Below are 16,756 nucleotides of genomic sequence, written 5' to 3'. Positions count from 1 at the left end.
GCTGCCGCCGGCTCAGGCCGGACTCAGATCCAGCCAGTCGTCGACCATGAACCGGTCGCCGCGCGCCACGATGGTTGCGCCGCCGTGGCCGGCATAGTGCGCCGGCACCACCGCCGCCCGCCGCCGGGATGCCTCGGTGAACACCCGCTTGCGGGTGACGGTCGCTTCGGCCCCGTTGACGTCGAACGCGCACGGATCATCCGGCCGGGGAATCTGGATGGGGCAGTGCGTCAGGTCGCCGACGAATACCGCCGGCTTACCGGCATCGAGCCACAACACCGACGAGCCGGGTGTGTGGCCGGGCGCCGGACGCAACCACACCGAGTCGCTCAGCTGATAGTCGCCGGAGAACTGCTCGGTCTGGTCGGCCACGGGAATGACGCTGTCCTCGAACACCGTTCGCATCTCGTCGGTGGTCTCGGGGTTGTCGGGCGCGAAGAATCGGTAGTCGGCCTCGGGCATCAGGTACCGGGCGTTGGGGAACGTCGGGGCCCAAGCGTCGTCGACCAATTGGGTGTTCCAGCCGACGTGATCGGTGTGCAGGTGCGTGTTGAGCACGACGTCGACGGCTGCCGGGTCGATGCCCGCAGCGCGCATGTTGTCGAGGAACGGCGTGCTGAGGTGATCCAGCGGCAGCATGTGCGGCCGGTGCCGATCGTTGCCGGCGCCGGTGTCGATGACGATGGTCAGCCCGTCGACCTGCAGCACCCAGCTCTGGATCGCGATCCGGAACAGGTCGGTCTCGGGGTTCCAGAACCGTGGCGCCAGGAGTTCGGCCTCGGCGTGCCAGGCCTCCGGCGGCGTCGACGGCCACAGGGTGGTCGGGATTTGCACCTGGGTTTCCGCGACGCGGGTCAAGATGGCGTTGCCGAGCCGGATTTGGTCCGTCATACCGCGAGACTAAGGCCGGCCGGGTCAGGTAATGCCCAGACACGCGCCCCGCGTGCAGGTCATCCAGGAACGGCGGCACCGGTAGTGTGGTTGACCAGCAGCCCGGATGACGTCCGAGTAGTAGAGCACCGAGGGAGAGACGATGAGCGGTCCAGAGGGAACTGATCCGTCACAGCAGTGGCAAGGTCAGCAGCCCGCTTGGGGTCAGCCGGCGTCCGGCGCCGAGCAGCCGACCACTGCCGCCCCGGCATGGGGACAGCAGCCGGCCTACAACCCGGAGCAGTACCAGCAGCAGTACCCGGCCGTTCAGCCCGGTGCCGCCCAGCCTGGGGCGCAGCAGGTTCCGGGCTACCCCCAGCAGCAGTACCCGGGCTACCCGCAGCAGGGCTACCCGCAGCCGGGCGCCTACGGTCAGCCGCAGTACGGCCAGCCGGGACAGTACGGTCAGCCCCAGTACGGCCAGCCGGGTCAATACGGTCAGCCGCAGTTCGGTGACGGTGCCGCGGGCCAGCAGTTCGACCAGCAGTTCGGCGCCCCGGCCGCCAAGAAGGCCAGCAGCAAGACGCTGATGATCATCGGTGGCGTCGTGGCCGCCGTCGTCGTCGCGGTCGTCGGCGTCCTCGGGTTCCTGTGGCCGGGCTTCTTCGTCACCACCAAGCTCGACATCAACGCCGCGCAGTCGGGCGTGCAGAAGATCCTCACTGACGAGACCAACGGCTACGGCGCCAAGAACGTCAAGGACGTCAAGTGCAACAACGGCAGCGACCCTGAGGTCAAGTCCGGGCAGACGTTCGACTGCGACGTGAACATCGACGGCACCAAGCGCACCGTCAAGGTCACGTTCAAGGACGACAAGGGCACGTACGAGGTCGGCCGCCCGAAGTAACGCACCCGCGCGTGACGCCAGAACTGCCCCTTTTCCTCGGAAAGGGGCAGTTCTGCGTTTGGTGACTACAGCTTGTCGAGCGCCTTCTGCAGCCGCGCGATGGAATTTGTGACGCCGTATTTGCCGGCCAGGTCGGCCACGCGCTGTGGGTTGCGCGCGGCGAGCGGCAGCGCGTCGGACGCTGTCGACAGGGACACCGGCGCATCGGTCGCGACGAGGACGACGGGCAGCGCGGCCGTGATGTAGTCCGCTGCGGCCAGCAGCTTCTTACGTTGCGCCGCAGCCATTTTGGACGTCGGGTCCTGCGCGGCCGCCTCGATCGCAGCCAGCGAACCGTAGGTCTGCAGCAGCGTCGACGCGGTCTTCTCACCGATGCCGGCCACGCCCGGCAGACCGTCGGACGCATCGCCGCGCATCAGGGCGAGTTCGGCATATGCCGCACCGGCGCGGTCGAGCGGGACGCCATAGGTCTCGGCGACCTCGGCCGGCCCGTACAGCACCGCCTTGGCCAGGCCGCGACCGATATAGAACACCCTGATTCCAGGTCCGTCATCACTGGCCAGCTGCAGCAGGTCGCGGTCGCCGCTGACCACGATCGCGGGGTCGGTCTGTTCCCGGGTCGCCAGCGTGCCGAGCACGTCGTCCGCCTCGAAACCCGCGGCGCCCGCCGTGGCGATGCCGAACGCGTCGAGCAGCTCCATGATCATCGCGACCTGCGGTGTCAGATCGTCGGGCACTTCCTCGATGTCGGGCTCGCCGTCGGGGTTCTCCTCGAGAACCCGGTGCGCCTTGTAGGACGGGATCAGGTCGACGCGCCACTGCGGCCGCCAATCGAGGTCGAGGCACACCACCAGGCGGCCGGGACGGTGCTGGGTGACCAGGGCCGCGATGTTGTCGATGAAACCGCGGACCGCGTTGACGGGGCGGCCGTCGGGCGCGGTGATCGAGGACGGCACCCCGAAGTACGACCGGAACCACATGCTGGCGCCGTCGAGGAGCAGGATCGGCTGGCTCATGCTCGGGCCCGCCTGTCACGGATGTCGGTCAGCATCGCACTAGCCTATTGCCATGAGCTCAGCGCGATTCAACACCGACGTCTATGCCGCGCGTCTGCGCTCGGCCGCCGCGGCTGCCCATGCCGCCGGCCTGGCCGGGCTGGTCATCACTCCGGGGTACGACCTCCGGTACCTGGTGGGGTCGCGCGCACAGACCTTCGAGCGGTTGACGGCACTCGTGGTGCCGGCCGACGGTTCGACGCCGACGGTCGTGGTGCCGCGGCTGGAATTGGCGTCGCTGAAGGAGTCGGCGATCCTGGAACTGGGCCTGACGGTTGAGGATTGGGTCGACGGGGACGATCCCTACGCGTTGGTGGCCGCGGCGCTGCCGGGCAGCACGGTCGCGGTCACCGATGCCATGCCGGCCCTGCACCTGCTGCCGCTGGCGTCGGTCCTCGGCGCGGTGCCGGTGCTGGCCACCGATGTGCTGCGGCAGTTGCGAATGATCAAGGACCCCAGCGAGATCGACGCCCTGACTAAGGCCGGCGCGGCCATCGACCGCGTCCACGCGCGGGTGCCCGAGTTCCTGAAGCCGGGACGTACCGAGGCCGACGTTTCCGCGGACATCGCGGAAGCTATTGTGGCCGAAGGTCATTCGGAGGTGGCGTTCATCATCGTCGGCTCCGGTCCCAACGGGGCGGACCCGCACCACGAATGCTCCGACCGCGAACTGCAGGTCGGTGACATCGTCGTCGTCGACATCGGCGGGCCCGTCGAGCCCGGCTACAACTCCGACTGCACCAGGACCTACAGCATCGGCGAGCCCGATCCCGTGGTGGCGCAACAGTATTCGGTGCTGCAGCGGGCGCAGGCGGCGGCGGTGGCCGCCGTCCGGCCCGGGATGACCGCCGAGCAGATCGACGCCGCGGCCCGCGACGTGCTGGCCGCCGAGGGGCTGGCCGAGGTGTTCGTGCACCGCACCGGTCACGGCATCGGCCTGTCGGTCCACGAGGAGCCGTACATCGTGGCGGGCAACGGTTTGACGCTGGAGCCGGGCATGGCGTTCAGCGTCGAGCCCGGTGTGTACTTCGCGGGGCAGTGGGGCGCCCGGATCGAGGACATCGTCGTCGTCACCGACGACGGCTGCGTATCGATGAACAACCAGCCGCACGAGCTGGTGGTTGTCCCGGTTTCGTAGCGGCTGTTGTCAAGATCGGCTAAGAAAGCCAAGATCGAGGCCATGGCTGAAATCCGCCGTGGCCGCACGGGACGTGCCGCCAAGCTGGCAACCCTTCCTGCCGGGATCGCAGGTCGCGCCGTCCTGGGCGTCGGCAAGCGCATGGCCGGCAAGTCGAAAGAGGACGTCAACGCCGAGCTCGTCGAGAAGGCCGCCGAGCAGCTCTTCCAGGTGCTGGGGGAGCTCAAGGGCGCGGCCATGAAGCTGGGACAAGCGCTTTCGGTCATGGAGGCCGCCATCCCACCGGCGTATGCCGAGCCCTACCGCGAAGCCCTGACCAAACTTCAGAGCGACGCCCCGCCACTGCCCGCCGACAAGGTGCACCGCGTGCTCGACGCCCAGCTGGGCACCAAGTGGCGCGAGCGGTTCCAGTCTTTCGACGACACGCCCGTCGCCTCCGCGAGCATCGGGCAGGTGCACAGCGCGGTGTGGGGCGACGGCCGCCGCGTCGCGGTCAAGGTGCAGTACCCGGGTGCCGATGAGGCCGTGCGCGCCGACCTCAAGACGCTGCGCATGCTCACCACGCTGTTCAAGCAGGTGGTTCCGGGCGCCGACGTCAAGAGCATCATCGACGAGCTCATCGAGCGCACCGAGGAAGAGCTGAACTACCGCATCGAGGCGGACTATCAGCGCGCGTTCGCCAAGGCTTTCGCGGGGGATCCGCAGTTCTATGTGCCGGCGGTCGTCGCATCGTCACCAAAGGTCGTCATCACCGAATGGATGGAGGGCCGCAAGCTCTCCGAGATCATCGCGGGCGGCACCGAAGACGAACGCAACCGGTGCGCGCACCTGTTGCTCGAGGTCACCATCAGCGCCCCCTATCGCTGCGGGCTGCTGCATGTGGACACGCATCCCGGCAATTTCATGCTGCTCGACGACGGCCGGTTCGGTGTCATGGACTTCGGTGCCGTGGCGGTCCACGAGGGCGGCCTGCCGCGCGCCACCGGCCCCATCCTGCGGCTCGCGCGCGATGAGAAGTGGGAGGAGATGACGGCCTACCTCCGGGAGGAAGGCTTCATCCCACCGGGTGCCACGGTGTCGCACGAGGAGATCAACGCCTACCTGCTGCCGTACATCGAACCGTTGCGGCACAAGAGTTTCCACTTCAGCCGCAAGTGGCTGCAGGGCATCGCCGCCACTGCGGCAGACATCCGCAGCGAGCAGTTCGCCGCCACGTTCAAGACCAGCCGCCAACTGAACCTGCCGCCCAACTACCTGATGATGTTCCGGGTGCTCGGCGGTCTGCTCGGCATCGCCGCACAGCTCGACGCGACCATCAACTACGCCGATATCGTCGACAAATGGGTGCCCGGGTTCCGCGAGGACTGACGAGTTCGGGGCGGTAGCTTCGGAGTTTCTCGGCGGGCAGAACATCCTGCTGGGCAACATGTTTGACCTCATCAGTCACTTTCGGCACAGGCGTCCCAAACTGCGGTTTCTTGTCAGTGGTTCGAACTAGTGTTCGATGTATGGGATTCGCTGATCCGGCCGTCATCGAGGAGGCCTACGCCGCCTACGAGGCGGCGCAGGCCCGGCTCGCAGCCCTGGACTACACCGGTCTGGATGTGCCGACATTGTTGGCGTTGCAGTCCCGACGGGAAACGTTGAGGTGCGCGGCTGAGGCGGTCGATCACCGGATCCTGGCCGCGGCACAGACGCAGGCGACGGCCAAGGAGATCGGGGCGAAGGATTGGCCGGAGGTGTTGCATGTGCGGTTGCGGGTCAGCCGGGAGGAGGCCCGCCGGCGGGTGCGGGACTGCGACCAGCTGGGTCCGCGCTCGGCCATCACCGGGGAGCCGCTCGGGCCGGTGTGGGAGCTGGTCGCCGCCACCCTGGCTGACGGTGCGATCAATGCCGAGCACGTGCAGGTGATCACCTGGTTCTTCGGCAAGCTGCCGTTGTGGGCGGCCGACCCGATCACCGTCGCCCAGTGTGAGGCGGATCTGGTGGCCGATGCGAGGGTCAAAACCCCCGAGGACCTCCGACGCGCCGCGCAGAAACTTTTGTACGAGTTGGATCAGGACGGCCCCGAACCCAACGACGACGAGCCCGACCCGCAACGCTCGTTTGTCATGGGTAAGCAGCGGCCCGACGGCCGCACCGACGTGACCGCCCAACTCGACCCTGAAGGGCGGGCCTACTGGGAGGTGTTGTTCGACAAGTACGCCGCCCCCGGCATGTGCAACCCCGCCGACCCACACCCCTGCTACTCGGGTACCCCGACGCAGGAGCAGATCGATGCGGATACCCGCACCCTGGCGCAGCGCCAGTACGACGCGTTCACGTTCGTGGGCCGGATGATGCTCGCCACCGGGATGTCGGGGGTGCACAACGGGTTCCCCGTCGCGGTGGTCGCCAACTGCACCGTCACCGACCTGGAAAAGCGTGCCGGGATGGCGCTCACGCACACCGGGACCAAACTCCCCATCAAAGACCTGATCCGGATGGCCGCTCAGGGCTCGGATAACTACCTCGCCGTGTTCGATGAGCACACCGGCCAACCCCTCTATCTGGGCCGGGCGGCCAGAACCGCCAGCACCGCGCAGCGGTTGGCGTTGTTCGGGCGGGACCACGGCTGCACCCGCCCGAACTGCACCGCCCCCGCTTCCCGCAGCCAGGCCCATCACGTCACCAACTGGCGCGATGACGGCCTGACCAACGTCGACACCATGACCCTGGCCTGCGGCCGCGACAACCGCCTGGTCGACACCGGCGGCTGGAGCACCACCATGGGCCCCGACGGCAGAACCCACTGGACCCCACCACCACTGCTCGATGTCGGCCAACCTAGGACGAATGAGTATCACCACCCGACGCTCTACCCGCCCGAGAGTGGAGACGACGAGGGTGAAACAGACAGGACCGCAGGGTGATTCGGCGCCCCATGCTGCCCGGCAGCACGACACCAGGTCGCGCTGCGGAAGCCACGCGTCCAATCGCCGTGTCGCCGGGCCCGCGTACGGTTGGCCGATGCCTGATTTTGTGGCCTTGACGCGCGACGGCTACGACCGTGCGGCGGCACACTACGTCGCCCGCTTCCAAAGCCATCTCGATGACAGGCCGTTGGACCGCGCCATGATCGGTGCCTTCGCTGAACTGGTGGGCCGAGGAAGCAGGGTGCTGGACGTGGGCTGCGGAACCGGGGTGGCCACCGCAGCACTCGCGGCGGCCGGCCTCGACGTCACGGGAATCGATCTGTCGCCCAACATGATCGCGCAGGCGCGGCAGCACAATCCGGGTCTGCCGTTTCGCGTCGGTTCGATGCTCGACCTCGACGTGGCCGAAGGCAGCGTCGGCGGGCTCTGTGCCTGGTACTCGATCATCCACGTACCGGACGCGCACCTGCCGCGGGTCTTCGCCGAGTTCCACCGGGTGCTCGCGGCGGACGGTGTGCTGCTGTTGGCGTTCCAGGTCGGGGACGAGCCGCGGGTGCTGACGGACTTCGATGGCGAGGCCGTGAACTTGACGTTCATCCGTCGTCGGCCGGAGGTGGTCACAGACCTGTTGTCGAGCAATGGTTTTCGCCTCTACGCCGAACTGGTCCGGCAACCTGACGACGACGGAGCCGAATCCACGCCGCAGGCCTACCTCATTGCGCGTCGAGTAGCTTGATCAATCGCTTCGGCGCGACCAGCCGGAACGACGCATCGAGCAGCTCCCGGACCTCGTGCCAGTCGACCTTCGCCGCGGTGAAATCCAGCCCGAGCCAGCCGGACGGACCCATGTAGGCGGGATAGTAGAACCGCGAATCCTGTTCCAGTGCTGCGCGGTCGGACTCGTCAACCTTGACCAGTAGAGAATGCGGGTAAGCGACCATCTCGCCCGTCGTCTTCGAATTGCCGCCGTACATCGCGAACATCTTGGGCGCGCAGAACACCGGCCGGCCCCACGACACCTTCTCGAAGGCCTCGGGGAAGCCCAGTGCGACCGCGCGCAGCTCTGCCAGGCCGGGGTCGTCATCGTCGAACATGATCGGATGCGGCACGTTGCCACGGTAACGCGCGGCGGGGCGGCGGGTGTCCAACCTTCGGGATGACTGTGTGTCAGGTTCGCGATTCCTGTGCGGCCGATAATTGTCGCGCGTTATACATTCCGGATGACAGCGGGAAGATGCATTGGTCGGGTCGGGGGACTGGCGGTCGCACTCGGGATCGGTACCGCGCTCGCGGGGTGGGGTGACTGCCCGGCGTGGGCCGACACCACCGCAGGTGCCGCCGGGACGACGACGTCATCCCAGTCGGCTGGCACGCCGTCGGGCGCTCCGGAGAAGAAGCAGCGCAAACCGGCCAAGCCGAAGCCGAAATCCAACAAGCACGCGGACAAGGCCGACAAGGACAAGGCTGGCAAGGACACGGCCGACAAGCCCGACAAGAAGGTTCAGAAGGCCGCCGCCGCTGACAAACCCGACAAGGGAAAGGTCGACAACGGCAAGGCAGACAAAGCGGATGAGGCAGCACCCCGGGTGAGCCTGCCGCGCGTCACGGCCGCGGTTCCGGCCAAGTCCGTGGCGACTCCGACGGTCACGGCCGTCGCGGCGCAGGCGAGCGCCGCACAGCCGACCGTCAAGGTGGCCGCGGTGTCCACCACACCGATCGCGAAACTCACCAGGGCCCTGCGTTCGCTTCAGGCGCCGGTATCGCCGCTCAGCTCGACATCGGTGCTGGTGGCCCTGGCTGCGGTGCGCGATGAACTCGAACGCAAGACGCTCAAGCCCACCAGTGCCGTTGCACCGCAGCCGGTTTCGACGCTCGCCGATACCACGCCCAACGTGCTGGTGATCGGCGTCGACGGCACCAACCTGAGCCGGGTGCTGGCGGACCCGGCCAACGCCCACTTCTTCGAACTGATGCAGGGCGGCACCACGGCGCCCGCGAGCATCGTCGGGCACACCACGATCAGCAATCCGTCGTGGACCGCCATCCTGACCGGCGTCTGGGGTGAGAAGACCGGCGTCATCAACAACATCTTCAATCCGGCCGTCTACGACACGTGGCCCACGGTTTTCAACCAGCTCGAGACCTTCAACCCCGGTATCCAGACCACGGCCATCGCGAATTGGGACGTCATCTCGGCCATCGCCGTGTCGGGCTCGGTGGGCGCCGACCACGTCGTCAACATCTCGCACATCGCGGGTGACTCCGACTGGTCACTCACCGACGACGCCGTCGGCGACGCGACCGAGGCCGCGATCGCCGCCGCCGACCCGAACAAGCCGAACTTCGTGTTCAGCTACTTCGTCGGAGTCGACGAGAACGGGCACAACTACGGTGGCGCGTCCCAGCAGTACGCCGACGCGGTGCGCAATGTCGACCAGAACATCGGCGAGATCATGCAGCAGGTCAATGACTGGGAAGCCGCGACCGGGGAGCAGTGGACCGTCATCGTCGTCACCGATCACGGTCACCAGGCCAGTAAGGGCCTCGGTCACGGTTTCCAATCACCCAATGAGACATCGACTTTCGTCATCGCCAACAACCCGAATCTGTTCACGGCCGGTGGGGTCAACCTGAAGTACCAGATCGTCGACGTCACGCCGACGGTGGTGACGTTGTTCGGCGGCACCCCCGCGCCCAAGTCCGACGGTGTCTCGATCACCAACCTGGGCGGCAGCACGGTCACACCGATCGACGACGACGCCGCGCTGCGAGCCGCGGTGCTGGATGTCATCGGCAAGTACGGATACCCCGACATCGGCACCGATCTGAAACTCGGCATCCGGACGGTCTTCGCGTCCGTGCCCTACTTCCTCAATCAAGGGTTCGATGCGGTGACGGCGCAACTGGAGTCGATCGCGGCGCAACACATTTTCGTCATCAGCCCGCTGGCACAGGCGATGACGTTGCCCGTGCAGCTGGTCGGGAGCCTGACCTACGCGGCGACGAACGCCGTCGCGCAGGTCGTCGCCAGGCTGACCGGGGTCACGGGGGCCGGCCTCGTGCCGATCTTCATGCCGCCGCTGCCGCCGCTGGTCGGTACCGAGGATCCCGCGCCAGTGGCTGCCTGCACGGTCCTGGTGGCGTGCGGGACGTCGGCGGGGATCATCGCGGCCTGATGTCACAGCCCTTCGCTAGCCTTACCGAGTGAGCTCACCCGATCCCGACGTGCGCCGGCAATGGCAGGAACTGGCCGAGGAGGTCCGCGGTCACCAGTTCCGCTACTACGTCAAGGACGCACCGATCATCTCCGACGGTGAGTTCGACAAGCTGCTGGGTGAACTGCAGGAGATCGAAGAGCGGTACCCCGAGCTGCGGACGCCGGATTCGCCGACGCAGCTGGTCGGCGGCGCCGGGTTCGCGACCGAGTTCGGCGAGGCGCAGCACCTGGAGCGGATGCTGTCGCTCGACAACGCGTTCAACACCGACGAGCTGACGGCCTGGGCGGCCCGGCTGTCCAACGAGCTGGGCGGCGATCTCGAGTACCTCTGCGAACTCAAGGTCGACGGTGTCGCGCTGGCGCTGGTCTACCGCGACGGCAAGCTGGTCCGCGGCGCCACGCGCGGCGACGGCCGCACCGGTGAGGACGTCACGCTCAACGCCCGCACCATCACCGACGTCCCCGAGCAGCTGACGGGCACCGACGAATTCCCGGTGCCGGCGGTGCTGGAGGTCCGCGGCGAGGTGTACTTCCGCGTCGAGGATTTCGCCGCGCTCAACGCCAGCCTCGTCGAGGAGGGCAAGGCGCCGTTCGCCAATCCGCGCAACAGCGCCGCCGGGTCGTTGCGGCAGAAGAATCCGGCCGTCACCGCGCGTCGCCGGCTGCACATGATCTGCCATGGCCTGGGCCTCACCGAAGGCTTCGAGCCCGCGTCGCTGCACGACGCCTACCGCGCACTCAAGGCCTGGGGCCTGCCGGTGTCCGACCACACCACCCGCGTCACCGGCATCGCGGCGGTTGCCGAACGCGTCGCGTACTGGGGCGAGCACCGCCACGACGTCGATCACGAAATCGACGGTCTGGTGGTCAAATTGGACGACCGCACGCTGCAGCGACGCCTCGGCGCCACCAGCCGCGCGCCGCGGTGGGCCATCGCCTACAAGTATCCGCCCGAGGAAGTCACCACCAAGCTGCTCGACATCCGCGTGAGTGTGGGCCGCACCGGCCGCGTCACGCCGTTCGCGTACATGGAGCCCGTCACCGTGGCGGGGTCGACGGTCGGGCTCGCGACGCTGCACAACGCCACCGAGGTGAAGCGCAAGGGCGTGCTGATCGGCGACACCGTGGTGATCCGCAAGGCCGGCGACGTCATCCCCGAGGTGCTCGGCCCGGTCGTCGATCTGCGGGACGGCACCGAACGCGAATTCGTCATGCCCGCAACATGTCCGGAGTGTGGCAGCACGCTGGCGCCGTCGAAGGAGGGTGACGCCGACATCCGTTGCCCCAACACCCGGTCGTGCCCCGCGCAGCTGCGCGAGCGGGTGTTCCACGTCGCGGGTCGGGGTGCCTTCGATATCGAGGGCCTCGGCTACGAGGCGGCCACCGCGCTGCTGGCCGCCGGCGTCATCACCGATGAGGGCGACATCTTCGAGCTCACGGCCGACGAGCTGTTGCGCACCAACCTGTTCAAGACCCAGAAGGGTGAGCTCTCGGCCAACGGCGCCCGGCTGCTGGCCAACCTCGGCAAGGCCAAGCAGCAGCCGCTGTGGCGCGTGCTGGTGGCGCTGTCCATCCGGCACGTCGGCCCGACGGCGGCCCGGGCGCTGGCCGCGGAATTCGGTGATCTGCAAGCGATCACCGAAGCCTCCGAGGAACGCCTGGCGGCTGTCGAGGGCGTCGGACCGACCATCGCCGCCGCCGTGATCGACTGGTTCACCGTCGACTGGCACCGCGCCATCGTCGACAAATGGCGGGCCGCGGGCGTGCGGATGGCCGACGAACGCGACGCAAGCATCGAGCGGAACCTGGAGGGCCTGTCGATCGTGGTGACGGGCTCGCTGACGGGGTTCTCGCGGGACGAGGCCAAGGAGGCGATCCTGGTCCGCGGCGGCAAGGCGGCCGGGTCGGTGTCGAAGAAGACGGCCTACGTGGTGGCCGGCGACGCGCCAGGATCCAAGTACGACAAGGCCGTTGAACTCGGCGTGCCGATTCTCGACGAAGACGGCTTCCGGCGGTTGCTGGCGGAGGGGCCGGACGCGCTCTGAGCTCGATGGCGGCGCCGGTGTCTCGCAGAATCCCGGAAATCAGCACGCGATTCTGGGTGAGCAAGACATTGATCACCGCGGCATCGGTGTTCTGGCCGGATTACCTGTACGACCACCTGGGCCGCTGGATCGCGACGACGCTCCTCGTCGCGGCGTTGGCAACAGTGCTCATGATTCAGCTGCGCGGTGACCGATTGCGGCCGTGGGCGTTCTGGTGCGCCATGCTGGCCGCCAGTGCCGTCGGCACCGAGATCGCGAACGGGCTGCACATCGCGCTGGGTCTGGGGTACGCGGCAATCGCCGTCGTGTGCCTCATCGGTGGGGCGGGGCTGGTTGCGGCCGGCCATGCCACGATGGGAATCGCCTCGCTGATCGCTGTCTGCAGCCGCCGCTCCGAAGGCTGGTTCTGGGCAATTGCGTTGGTGGCCTTCGGCATCGGCACTGCACTGACCCACCTGACGCCGCGCCCCATCTTGGCGTACCCGGTGCTGCAGCTCCTGCTGTGGGCCGTCGCCGTCGCCGCGGTCGTGTTGGCGTGCCGTCGGCTCGGTGGGGCGACGACGGTGGGTTTCTGGGGCTGTTTCGTCCTGACCCGGCCACTGGGTGCCGCGGTGGCGTTCCTGCTGACCAACGCGAGTGCGGCCGGCGGACTCGGCTTGGCTCGGCCCGCGGTCAGTGCGGTGCTGACCGCTGTTCTCGTCGGCTCGGTGCGCTACCGGTAACCGCGCCGCATGTCATCAACGATCAACGGGTGCTCCAGCGTCGACGGCGGCAGGTGCTGCGGCGCCGTGTCGGGCGCGAACACCGTGGCGGCGTCGAGCACCTGCTGATTCAGGAACCGAAGCGGCGGAGCGTCTTTGGGCACCACCGGCGCGGGTGGCAGGGGACCCCGGCGGGCCAGCGTGAAACCCCAGTCACCGAACGTCGGCACCTCGACGTGGTACGGCGTCACCGCCAGCCCCGTCGACGCGATGGTCGATACCGTGCGCCAGAACACCGTCGGCGTCGAGTAGGGGCTGCCGGACTGCACCACCAGCAGGCCCTGGGGTGCCAGGACCCGGGCGGCGAGGCTGTAGAACTCGGTGGAGTACAACCGGCCGAGCACCGGGTTGTCTGGGTCGGGCAGGTCGACGATGACGGCGTCGAATCCGCCTGGCGGTACGACGTCCGGATGTGGCACCCGCAGCCACGTCATGGCGTCATCGAGGATCAGCCGGATGCGGTGATCGTCGAGCGCGCCGGCGTTGGCGTCACGCAGCTTGGTCCGTGCCACCGCCACCACCGCCGGATCGAGCTCGACCTGGACGAGCCGGTCGATGCCCTTCTGGCGCAACAGTTCCCGCGCCGCCAGGCCGTCACCGCCGCCGATCACCAGCACCGACCGCGCACCCGCGCCCAACGCCGGGTACACCAGAGATTCGGTGTAGCGGTACTCGTCGCGCGTCGAGAACTGCAGTCCGCCATCGAGATACAGCCGGGTGTCGTCGCCGCGGCGGGTCACCACGATCTCCTGATAGGCCGAATGCTGGTAGGCCACGATCGGGTCGGCGTACAACCGCTGTCGTGACGTCGTCTCGATACCGTCTGCGGACGCCATCAGCGTCGCCAGTAGAGCGAACGCCAGCACCAGGGCGCTCAGCGCGGCGACGAATTCCCGCCGGCTCAGGATGCGGCGCAGCAGGAACACCGAAACCACCGCTGCGGCAGCCAAATTGATCATCCCGGTGGCCGCCGCGCCGCGGATCATGCCCAGATACGGCAACACCAGGAACGGCCACGCCAAGCCGCCCAGCAGGGCGCCCAGATAGTCGGCGGCATTGAGGTTGGCCAGCACCCGGCCGGCGTCGGTGGCCCCGGCGACCCGGCCACGCTGCAGCAGCGTCATCAACAGTGGCACTTCCGCGCCGACCAGCCCGCCGATGAGCGCCGTCGCGACGCCGAGCACCCAGTCCGAGTCGCCGAGGAACGCGAACGTCACGTAGAGCACCGTTGCGGACAGGCCACCCACCACACCCAGCGCCGTCTCCACCGCGATGAAACTGATGGCCGCACGCGCCAGCAGCGCTTTGGCCAACAGCCCACCCACGCCCAGGGCCGCCACGTAGCCCGCGACGATCAGCGACGTCGACACGACGCCGCCGCCGTTGAGGCTTGTCGAGAGTGTCAGCAGTGCAAGCTCATAGACGATGCCGCACGCTGCGCACGCCGCGACGGCCGCCAGAAGCAGCGCGCGCCAACGGGTTCCGACTACCGGTGAGGGATCCGGGAGGGCCGCCGGGGCCTCGGTGACCATCAGGTGAGCGCGGCGGCGTTGATACCACCGACCGCCAGCAGCACCACCGCGACGGCAACAGCGGCGGGATGGAACTCCTCGGCGTGGATGTCGTTGCGGAAGTGCCCGGGCGCCAACAACTCCACCGCCACGAGGGCCAGGCCCTGCAGCGCGACGCCGATCAGCCCGTAGATCAGCGTGTCGATCAGCCCCTGCCCGAGCCGGTCGGAGCTGGCGTGAATCGCGGTGATGATGATGGCGGCCAGCGAGACGTCCATCGCCGCGGTGATCGTCACCGCGTTGGGCCGACGCTCGACGAAGACCTGACGGCGCAGCTTGCCCGGGGTCAGCACATCGACCATGACGAAGCCGGCGGCCAGCACCAGCGCCCCCACCAGGAAGTACAGCACCGAGCCGACCACGTTCTGGATGATCGCGTCGGTGTGGACGGTGCCGAAGTCGATGGCGGCCAGGTTCATCGGAGTCTCCTCGGAATTGATGTGGTCACTTGACGCCGCCCGGTCCGCCCGAGCTGCCGCCGGAACTGTGCGACGGCGAACCCGGGCTGAAACCCGGGCCAAGGAAGAAGTAGCTGCCGTGGTTGTAACCCGAGTTGAGGCTCTCCAGCCGGACAGTGCACGCCTGTCCGGAGCCCGGGCCCACGATGGCGATGGAGTCGTTGTACCGCAGGTAGTAGTTGCCGCGATCGGTGGCGCGCGCCTCCGGTCGATGTGCCTCGGCGAGGTCGTCGGCCACGTCGCTCGGTGACCCGTCGCACCGGTAGGTGTTGTAGCCGACGTTCTGATAGTTGTCTTTGACGAATGACTCGATGGTGCGGGCGGTGCTGATGCCGATCGCCAGGCAGATCACCGACGCGACCGCGAGCACCCCGGCGAGAATCAGCATCTTGCCCCGGGTCATGGCACCGACCTACGAGCCGGCGGGGGGAGCGGGATACACCGTGAGCTCACCGGGCGACATGACCTTGCCGGTCGACACCTCCCACGGCGAGTTCGGCGACCACTGCTCGAAACTCAGCAGGGCGGCGCGGCCGGGGCCGGCGTAGTCGACGTAGTTCATCTGGCCGTGCTCGGGCAGGCCCGTCGTGCCCTCGGAGGTGTACTGGGCGTCACCGGTCTCGACCTCGTCGTACTGCACCCCGTCGATGGTGAGCGGACCGATGGGCTGCAGCGCCAGGTCGGGTCGCTTGGTCCAGAACGCGAGTTCCAGCCGTCCCTCGTCCTCTTCGACGCTGAACCAGATCGGTTCGCCCTGACCGCCTTCCAGCAGGTGTTCCCACCAGATGAACGGCCCTTCGCGATAGGTCACCGAGCCGCGCACCACGTAGTCGACGCCGCCGTAGCTGACGATCGCCCCGGGGCCGAGCTGCTTGGGTCCGAAGACCGGCATCTCACCGGACTTCAGCGGGTCCTGGCGGGCGCCGGTGGTTGCGGGCTTCTTGGCCCGGGTGAAGGCGAGCACCACGACGACGACCGCGGCGATCATGAGCAGGACGCCGACGACGATCAGGAAAGTGCTCACGTGTGCCCTCCAGTGAGATGTGGGCTCACGCTAGCAGTCTCGGCCCTTCCGCAACCGCATTCGCGCAGGTGAAGTGGCTGTGAACGAGACGGTCAGCGCACGATGGTCGCGACGATGCCCGCGAGGTATCCGAGCCGCGCGACCTCCGACGGGCGGAAGGCCGGCCCGCCGGGGCGGCCCAGCATGATCGCGGTGTGGGGGTCGCCCAACGGTGCGGCGGCCAGGGTGGTGTCGATGTCGCGCCAGAACTGCGGTACCCAGTCGCCGGTGGCGTCCAGGGCAGCGGCGTGCTCCAGCGGCAGCCACGGCGCGGAGTCGGCGAGCGTCTCGGGCGCACCCGGGCTGCCGGTGATGCGGTGGGGCAGCACACCGTCCTTGCCGCCGGCCACGATGACGCACCACCCGACCCGCAGCACGCGCGGCGCTTCGTCGGCAAGTGTCTGGAGCCGCGCGGCCTTGCCCTTGGCGGCCGCCACATGGTCGATCAGTTCCAGTTCGCGATGGGCTTCGAGCAGCCCGGTGTGGGGCCGAATGCTGTCCACGTACACGCCCTTGAGGGCCTCCGCGGCGGTGATCAGGGCATCGGGCATGGACCCGAGCGGCAGCTCGACCACCAGGTCGTCGACGGCGTAACCCGGACCGCGCTCGACGACGTCGAGCGACAGGATGTCGGCGCCCACCGAGCCCAGAGCCACCGCGAGGGAGCCGAGGCTACCGGGGCGGTCTTCGAGCTGAACCCGCAGCAGATAGGAGGACACGCGACAACTGTGGCACAGCGGCGTGGCCATGGCAGGA

General features: G+C 68.1%; 16 protein-coding genes. 8 read left to right on the top strand and 8 right to left on the bottom strand.

The genetic code is table 11. From position 1 onward, the window contains the following. Positions 1-12: 12 nt before the first annotated feature. A complete protein-coding gene (locus G6N46_RS07855) occupies positions 13-891 on the bottom strand; it encodes an MBL fold metallo-hydrolase (RefSeq protein WP_138248740.1) in 879 nt (292 codons plus the stop codon). 142 nt (positions 892-1,033) lie between these two features. Here G6N46_RS07855 and G6N46_RS07850 point away from each other — a divergent pair, with 142 nt between their 5' ends. Then, a complete protein-coding gene (locus G6N46_RS07850; RefSeq protein WP_138248741.1) occupies positions 1,034-1,777 on the top strand; it encodes a DUF4333 domain-containing protein in 744 nt (247 codons plus the stop codon). A gap of 65 nt (positions 1,778-1,842) precedes the next feature. Here the strand turns inward: G6N46_RS07850 and G6N46_RS07845 are convergent, their stop codons facing one another. Continuing rightward, positions 1,843-2,793 carry a 5'-3' exonuclease gene (locus G6N46_RS07845; protein WP_138248742.1) on the bottom strand — a complete coding sequence of 317 codons (951 nt, stop codon included), beginning with the start codon at positions 2,791-2,793 and terminating at the stop codon, positions 1,843-1,845. A 52-nt stretch (positions 2,794-2,845) separates the two neighbouring features. Between G6N46_RS07845 and G6N46_RS07840 the strand changes: the two genes are divergently transcribed. From G6N46_RS07840 to G6N46_RS07825, 4 genes are all read left to right on the top strand, one after another. After that, positions 2,846-3,970, top strand: a complete 1,125-nt coding sequence (locus G6N46_RS07840; RefSeq protein ID WP_138248743.1) for a M24 family metallopeptidase — start codon at positions 2,846-2,848, stop codon at positions 3,968-3,970. Between the two features lie 42 nt (positions 3,971-4,012). Next, positions 4,013-5,338, top strand: a complete 1,326-nt coding sequence (locus G6N46_RS07835; RefSeq protein ID WP_061010209.1) for an ABC1 kinase family protein — start codon at positions 4,013-4,015, stop codon at positions 5,336-5,338. Between the two features lie 140 nt (positions 5,339-5,478). Next, a complete protein-coding gene (locus tag G6N46_RS07830) occupies positions 5,479-6,882 on the top strand; it encodes an HNH endonuclease signature motif containing protein (RefSeq protein ID WP_163692641.1) in 1,404 nt (467 codons plus the stop codon). A 97-nt stretch (positions 6,883-6,979) separates the two neighbouring features. Beyond that, positions 6,980-7,621: a class I SAM-dependent DNA methyltransferase gene (locus G6N46_RS07825; protein WP_138248744.1), complete on the top strand. Its 642-nt coding sequence runs from the start codon at positions 6,980-6,982 to the stop codon at positions 7,619-7,621. Here the strand turns inward: G6N46_RS07825 and G6N46_RS07820 are convergent. Continuing rightward, entirely contained in the window at positions 7,599-7,994 is a 396-nt protein-coding gene (locus G6N46_RS07820) for an MmcQ/YjbR family DNA-binding protein (protein WP_061006785.1), read from the bottom strand. The genes G6N46_RS07825 and G6N46_RS07820 overlap by 23 nt on opposite strands. Positions 7,995-8,105: 111 nt before the next feature. Between G6N46_RS07820 and G6N46_RS07815 the strand changes: the two genes are divergently transcribed. The 3 genes from G6N46_RS07815 to G6N46_RS07805 are packed head-to-tail and all read left to right on the top strand — an operon-like array spanning position 8,106 to position 12,869. Next, the gene (locus tag G6N46_RS07815) at positions 8,106-10,061 is read left to right on the top strand and encodes an alkaline phosphatase family protein (RefSeq protein ID WP_138248745.1); all 1,956 of its coding nucleotides are present in this window, start codon (positions 8,106-8,108) and stop codon (positions 10,059-10,061) included. A gap of 28 nt (positions 10,062-10,089) precedes the next feature. Continuing rightward, positions 10,090-12,147, top strand: coding sequence for an NAD-dependent DNA ligase LigA (ligA, locus tag G6N46_RS07810; RefSeq protein ID WP_135356626.1), 2,058 nt, complete (start codon positions 10,090-10,092; stop codon positions 12,145-12,147). Between the two features lie 56 nt (positions 12,148-12,203). Continuing rightward, the gene (locus G6N46_RS07805) at positions 12,204-12,869 is read left to right on the top strand and encodes a hypothetical protein (RefSeq protein WP_138248746.1); all 666 of its coding nucleotides are present in this window, start codon (positions 12,204-12,206) and stop codon (positions 12,867-12,869) included. Here G6N46_RS07805 and G6N46_RS07800 read toward each other — a convergent pair. From G6N46_RS07800 to G6N46_RS07780, 5 genes are all read right to left on the bottom strand, one after another. Further along, positions 12,860-14,440: a polyamine aminopropyltransferase gene (locus G6N46_RS07800; RefSeq protein WP_138248747.1), complete on the bottom strand. Its 1,581-nt coding sequence runs from the start codon at positions 14,438-14,440 to the stop codon at positions 12,860-12,862. The genes G6N46_RS07805 and G6N46_RS07800 overlap by 10 nt on opposite strands. Then, the gene (locus G6N46_RS07795; RefSeq protein ID WP_138248748.1) at positions 14,440-14,898 is read right to left on the bottom strand and encodes a DUF350 domain-containing protein; all 459 of its coding nucleotides are present in this window, start codon (positions 14,896-14,898) and stop codon (positions 14,440-14,442) included. Before G6N46_RS07795 ends, G6N46_RS07800 begins: the two co-directional genes overlap by 1 nt. Positions 14,899-14,923: 25 nt before the next feature. Further along, positions 14,924-15,340: a DUF4247 domain-containing protein gene (locus G6N46_RS07790; RefSeq protein ID WP_138248749.1), complete on the bottom strand. Its 417-nt coding sequence runs from the start codon at positions 15,338-15,340 to the stop codon at positions 14,924-14,926. A gap of 9 nt (positions 15,341-15,349) precedes the next feature. Next, positions 15,350-15,961 carry a DUF4178 domain-containing protein gene (locus G6N46_RS07785; protein ID WP_138248750.1) on the bottom strand — a complete coding sequence of 204 codons (612 nt, stop codon included), beginning with the start codon at positions 15,959-15,961 and terminating at the stop codon, positions 15,350-15,352. A 92-nt stretch (positions 15,962-16,053) separates the two neighbouring features. Further along, positions 16,054-16,719: an ACT domain-containing protein gene (locus tag G6N46_RS07780; RefSeq protein ID WP_138248751.1), complete on the bottom strand. Its 666-nt coding sequence runs from the start codon at positions 16,717-16,719 to the stop codon at positions 16,054-16,056. Between the last annotated feature and the right edge of the window lie 37 nt (positions 16,720-16,756).

It is taken from the genome of Mycolicibacterium phocaicum (genome assembly GCF_010731115.1).
In the GTDB taxonomy this organism is placed as follows: domain Bacteria; phylum Actinomycetota; class Actinomycetes; order Mycobacteriales; family Mycobacteriaceae; genus Mycobacterium; species Mycobacterium phocaicum.
The sequence above is the reverse complement of the archived record's forward strand: the minus strand, read 5'-3'. Positions and strand labels throughout refer to the sequence as shown.

Coding starts and splice junctions, on each gene's coding strand:
- G6N46_RS07830 (WP_163692641.1), top strand. CDS start 5,479: ATGGGATTCGCTGATCCGGCCGTCATCGAGGAGGCCTACGCCGCCTAC.
- G6N46_RS07840 (WP_138248743.1), top strand. CDS start 2,846: ATGAGCTCAGCGCGATTCAACACCGACGTCTATGCCGCGCGTCTGCGC.
- G6N46_RS07795 (WP_138248748.1), bottom strand. CDS start 14,898: ATGAACCTGGCCGCCATCGACTTCGGCACCGTCCACACCGACGCGATC.
- G6N46_RS07850 (WP_138248741.1), top strand. CDS start 1,034: ATGAGCGGTCCAGAGGGAACTGATCCGTCACAGCAGTGGCAAGGTCAG.
- G6N46_RS07815 (WP_138248745.1), top strand. CDS start 8,106: ATGACAGCGGGAAGATGCATTGGTCGGGTCGGGGGACTGGCGGTCGCA.
- G6N46_RS07825 (WP_138248744.1), top strand. CDS start 6,980: ATGCCTGATTTTGTGGCCTTGACGCGCGACGGCTACGACCGTGCGGCG.
- G6N46_RS07855 (WP_138248740.1), bottom strand. CDS start 891: ATGACGGACCAAATCCGGCTCGGCAACGCCATCTTGACCCGCGTCGCG.
- G6N46_RS07800 (WP_138248747.1), bottom strand. CDS start 14,440: ATGGTCACCGAGGCCCCGGCGGCCCTCCCGGATCCCTCACCGGTAGTC.
- G6N46_RS07845 (WP_138248742.1), bottom strand. CDS start 2,793: ATGAGCCAGCCGATCCTGCTCCTCGACGGCGCCAGCATGTGGTTCCGG.
- G6N46_RS07790 (WP_138248749.1), bottom strand. CDS start 15,340: ATGACCCGGGGCAAGATGCTGATTCTCGCCGGGGTGCTCGCGGTCGCG.
- G6N46_RS07835 (WP_061010209.1), top strand. CDS start 4,013: ATGGCTGAAATCCGCCGTGGCCGCACGGGACGTGCCGCCAAGCTGGCA.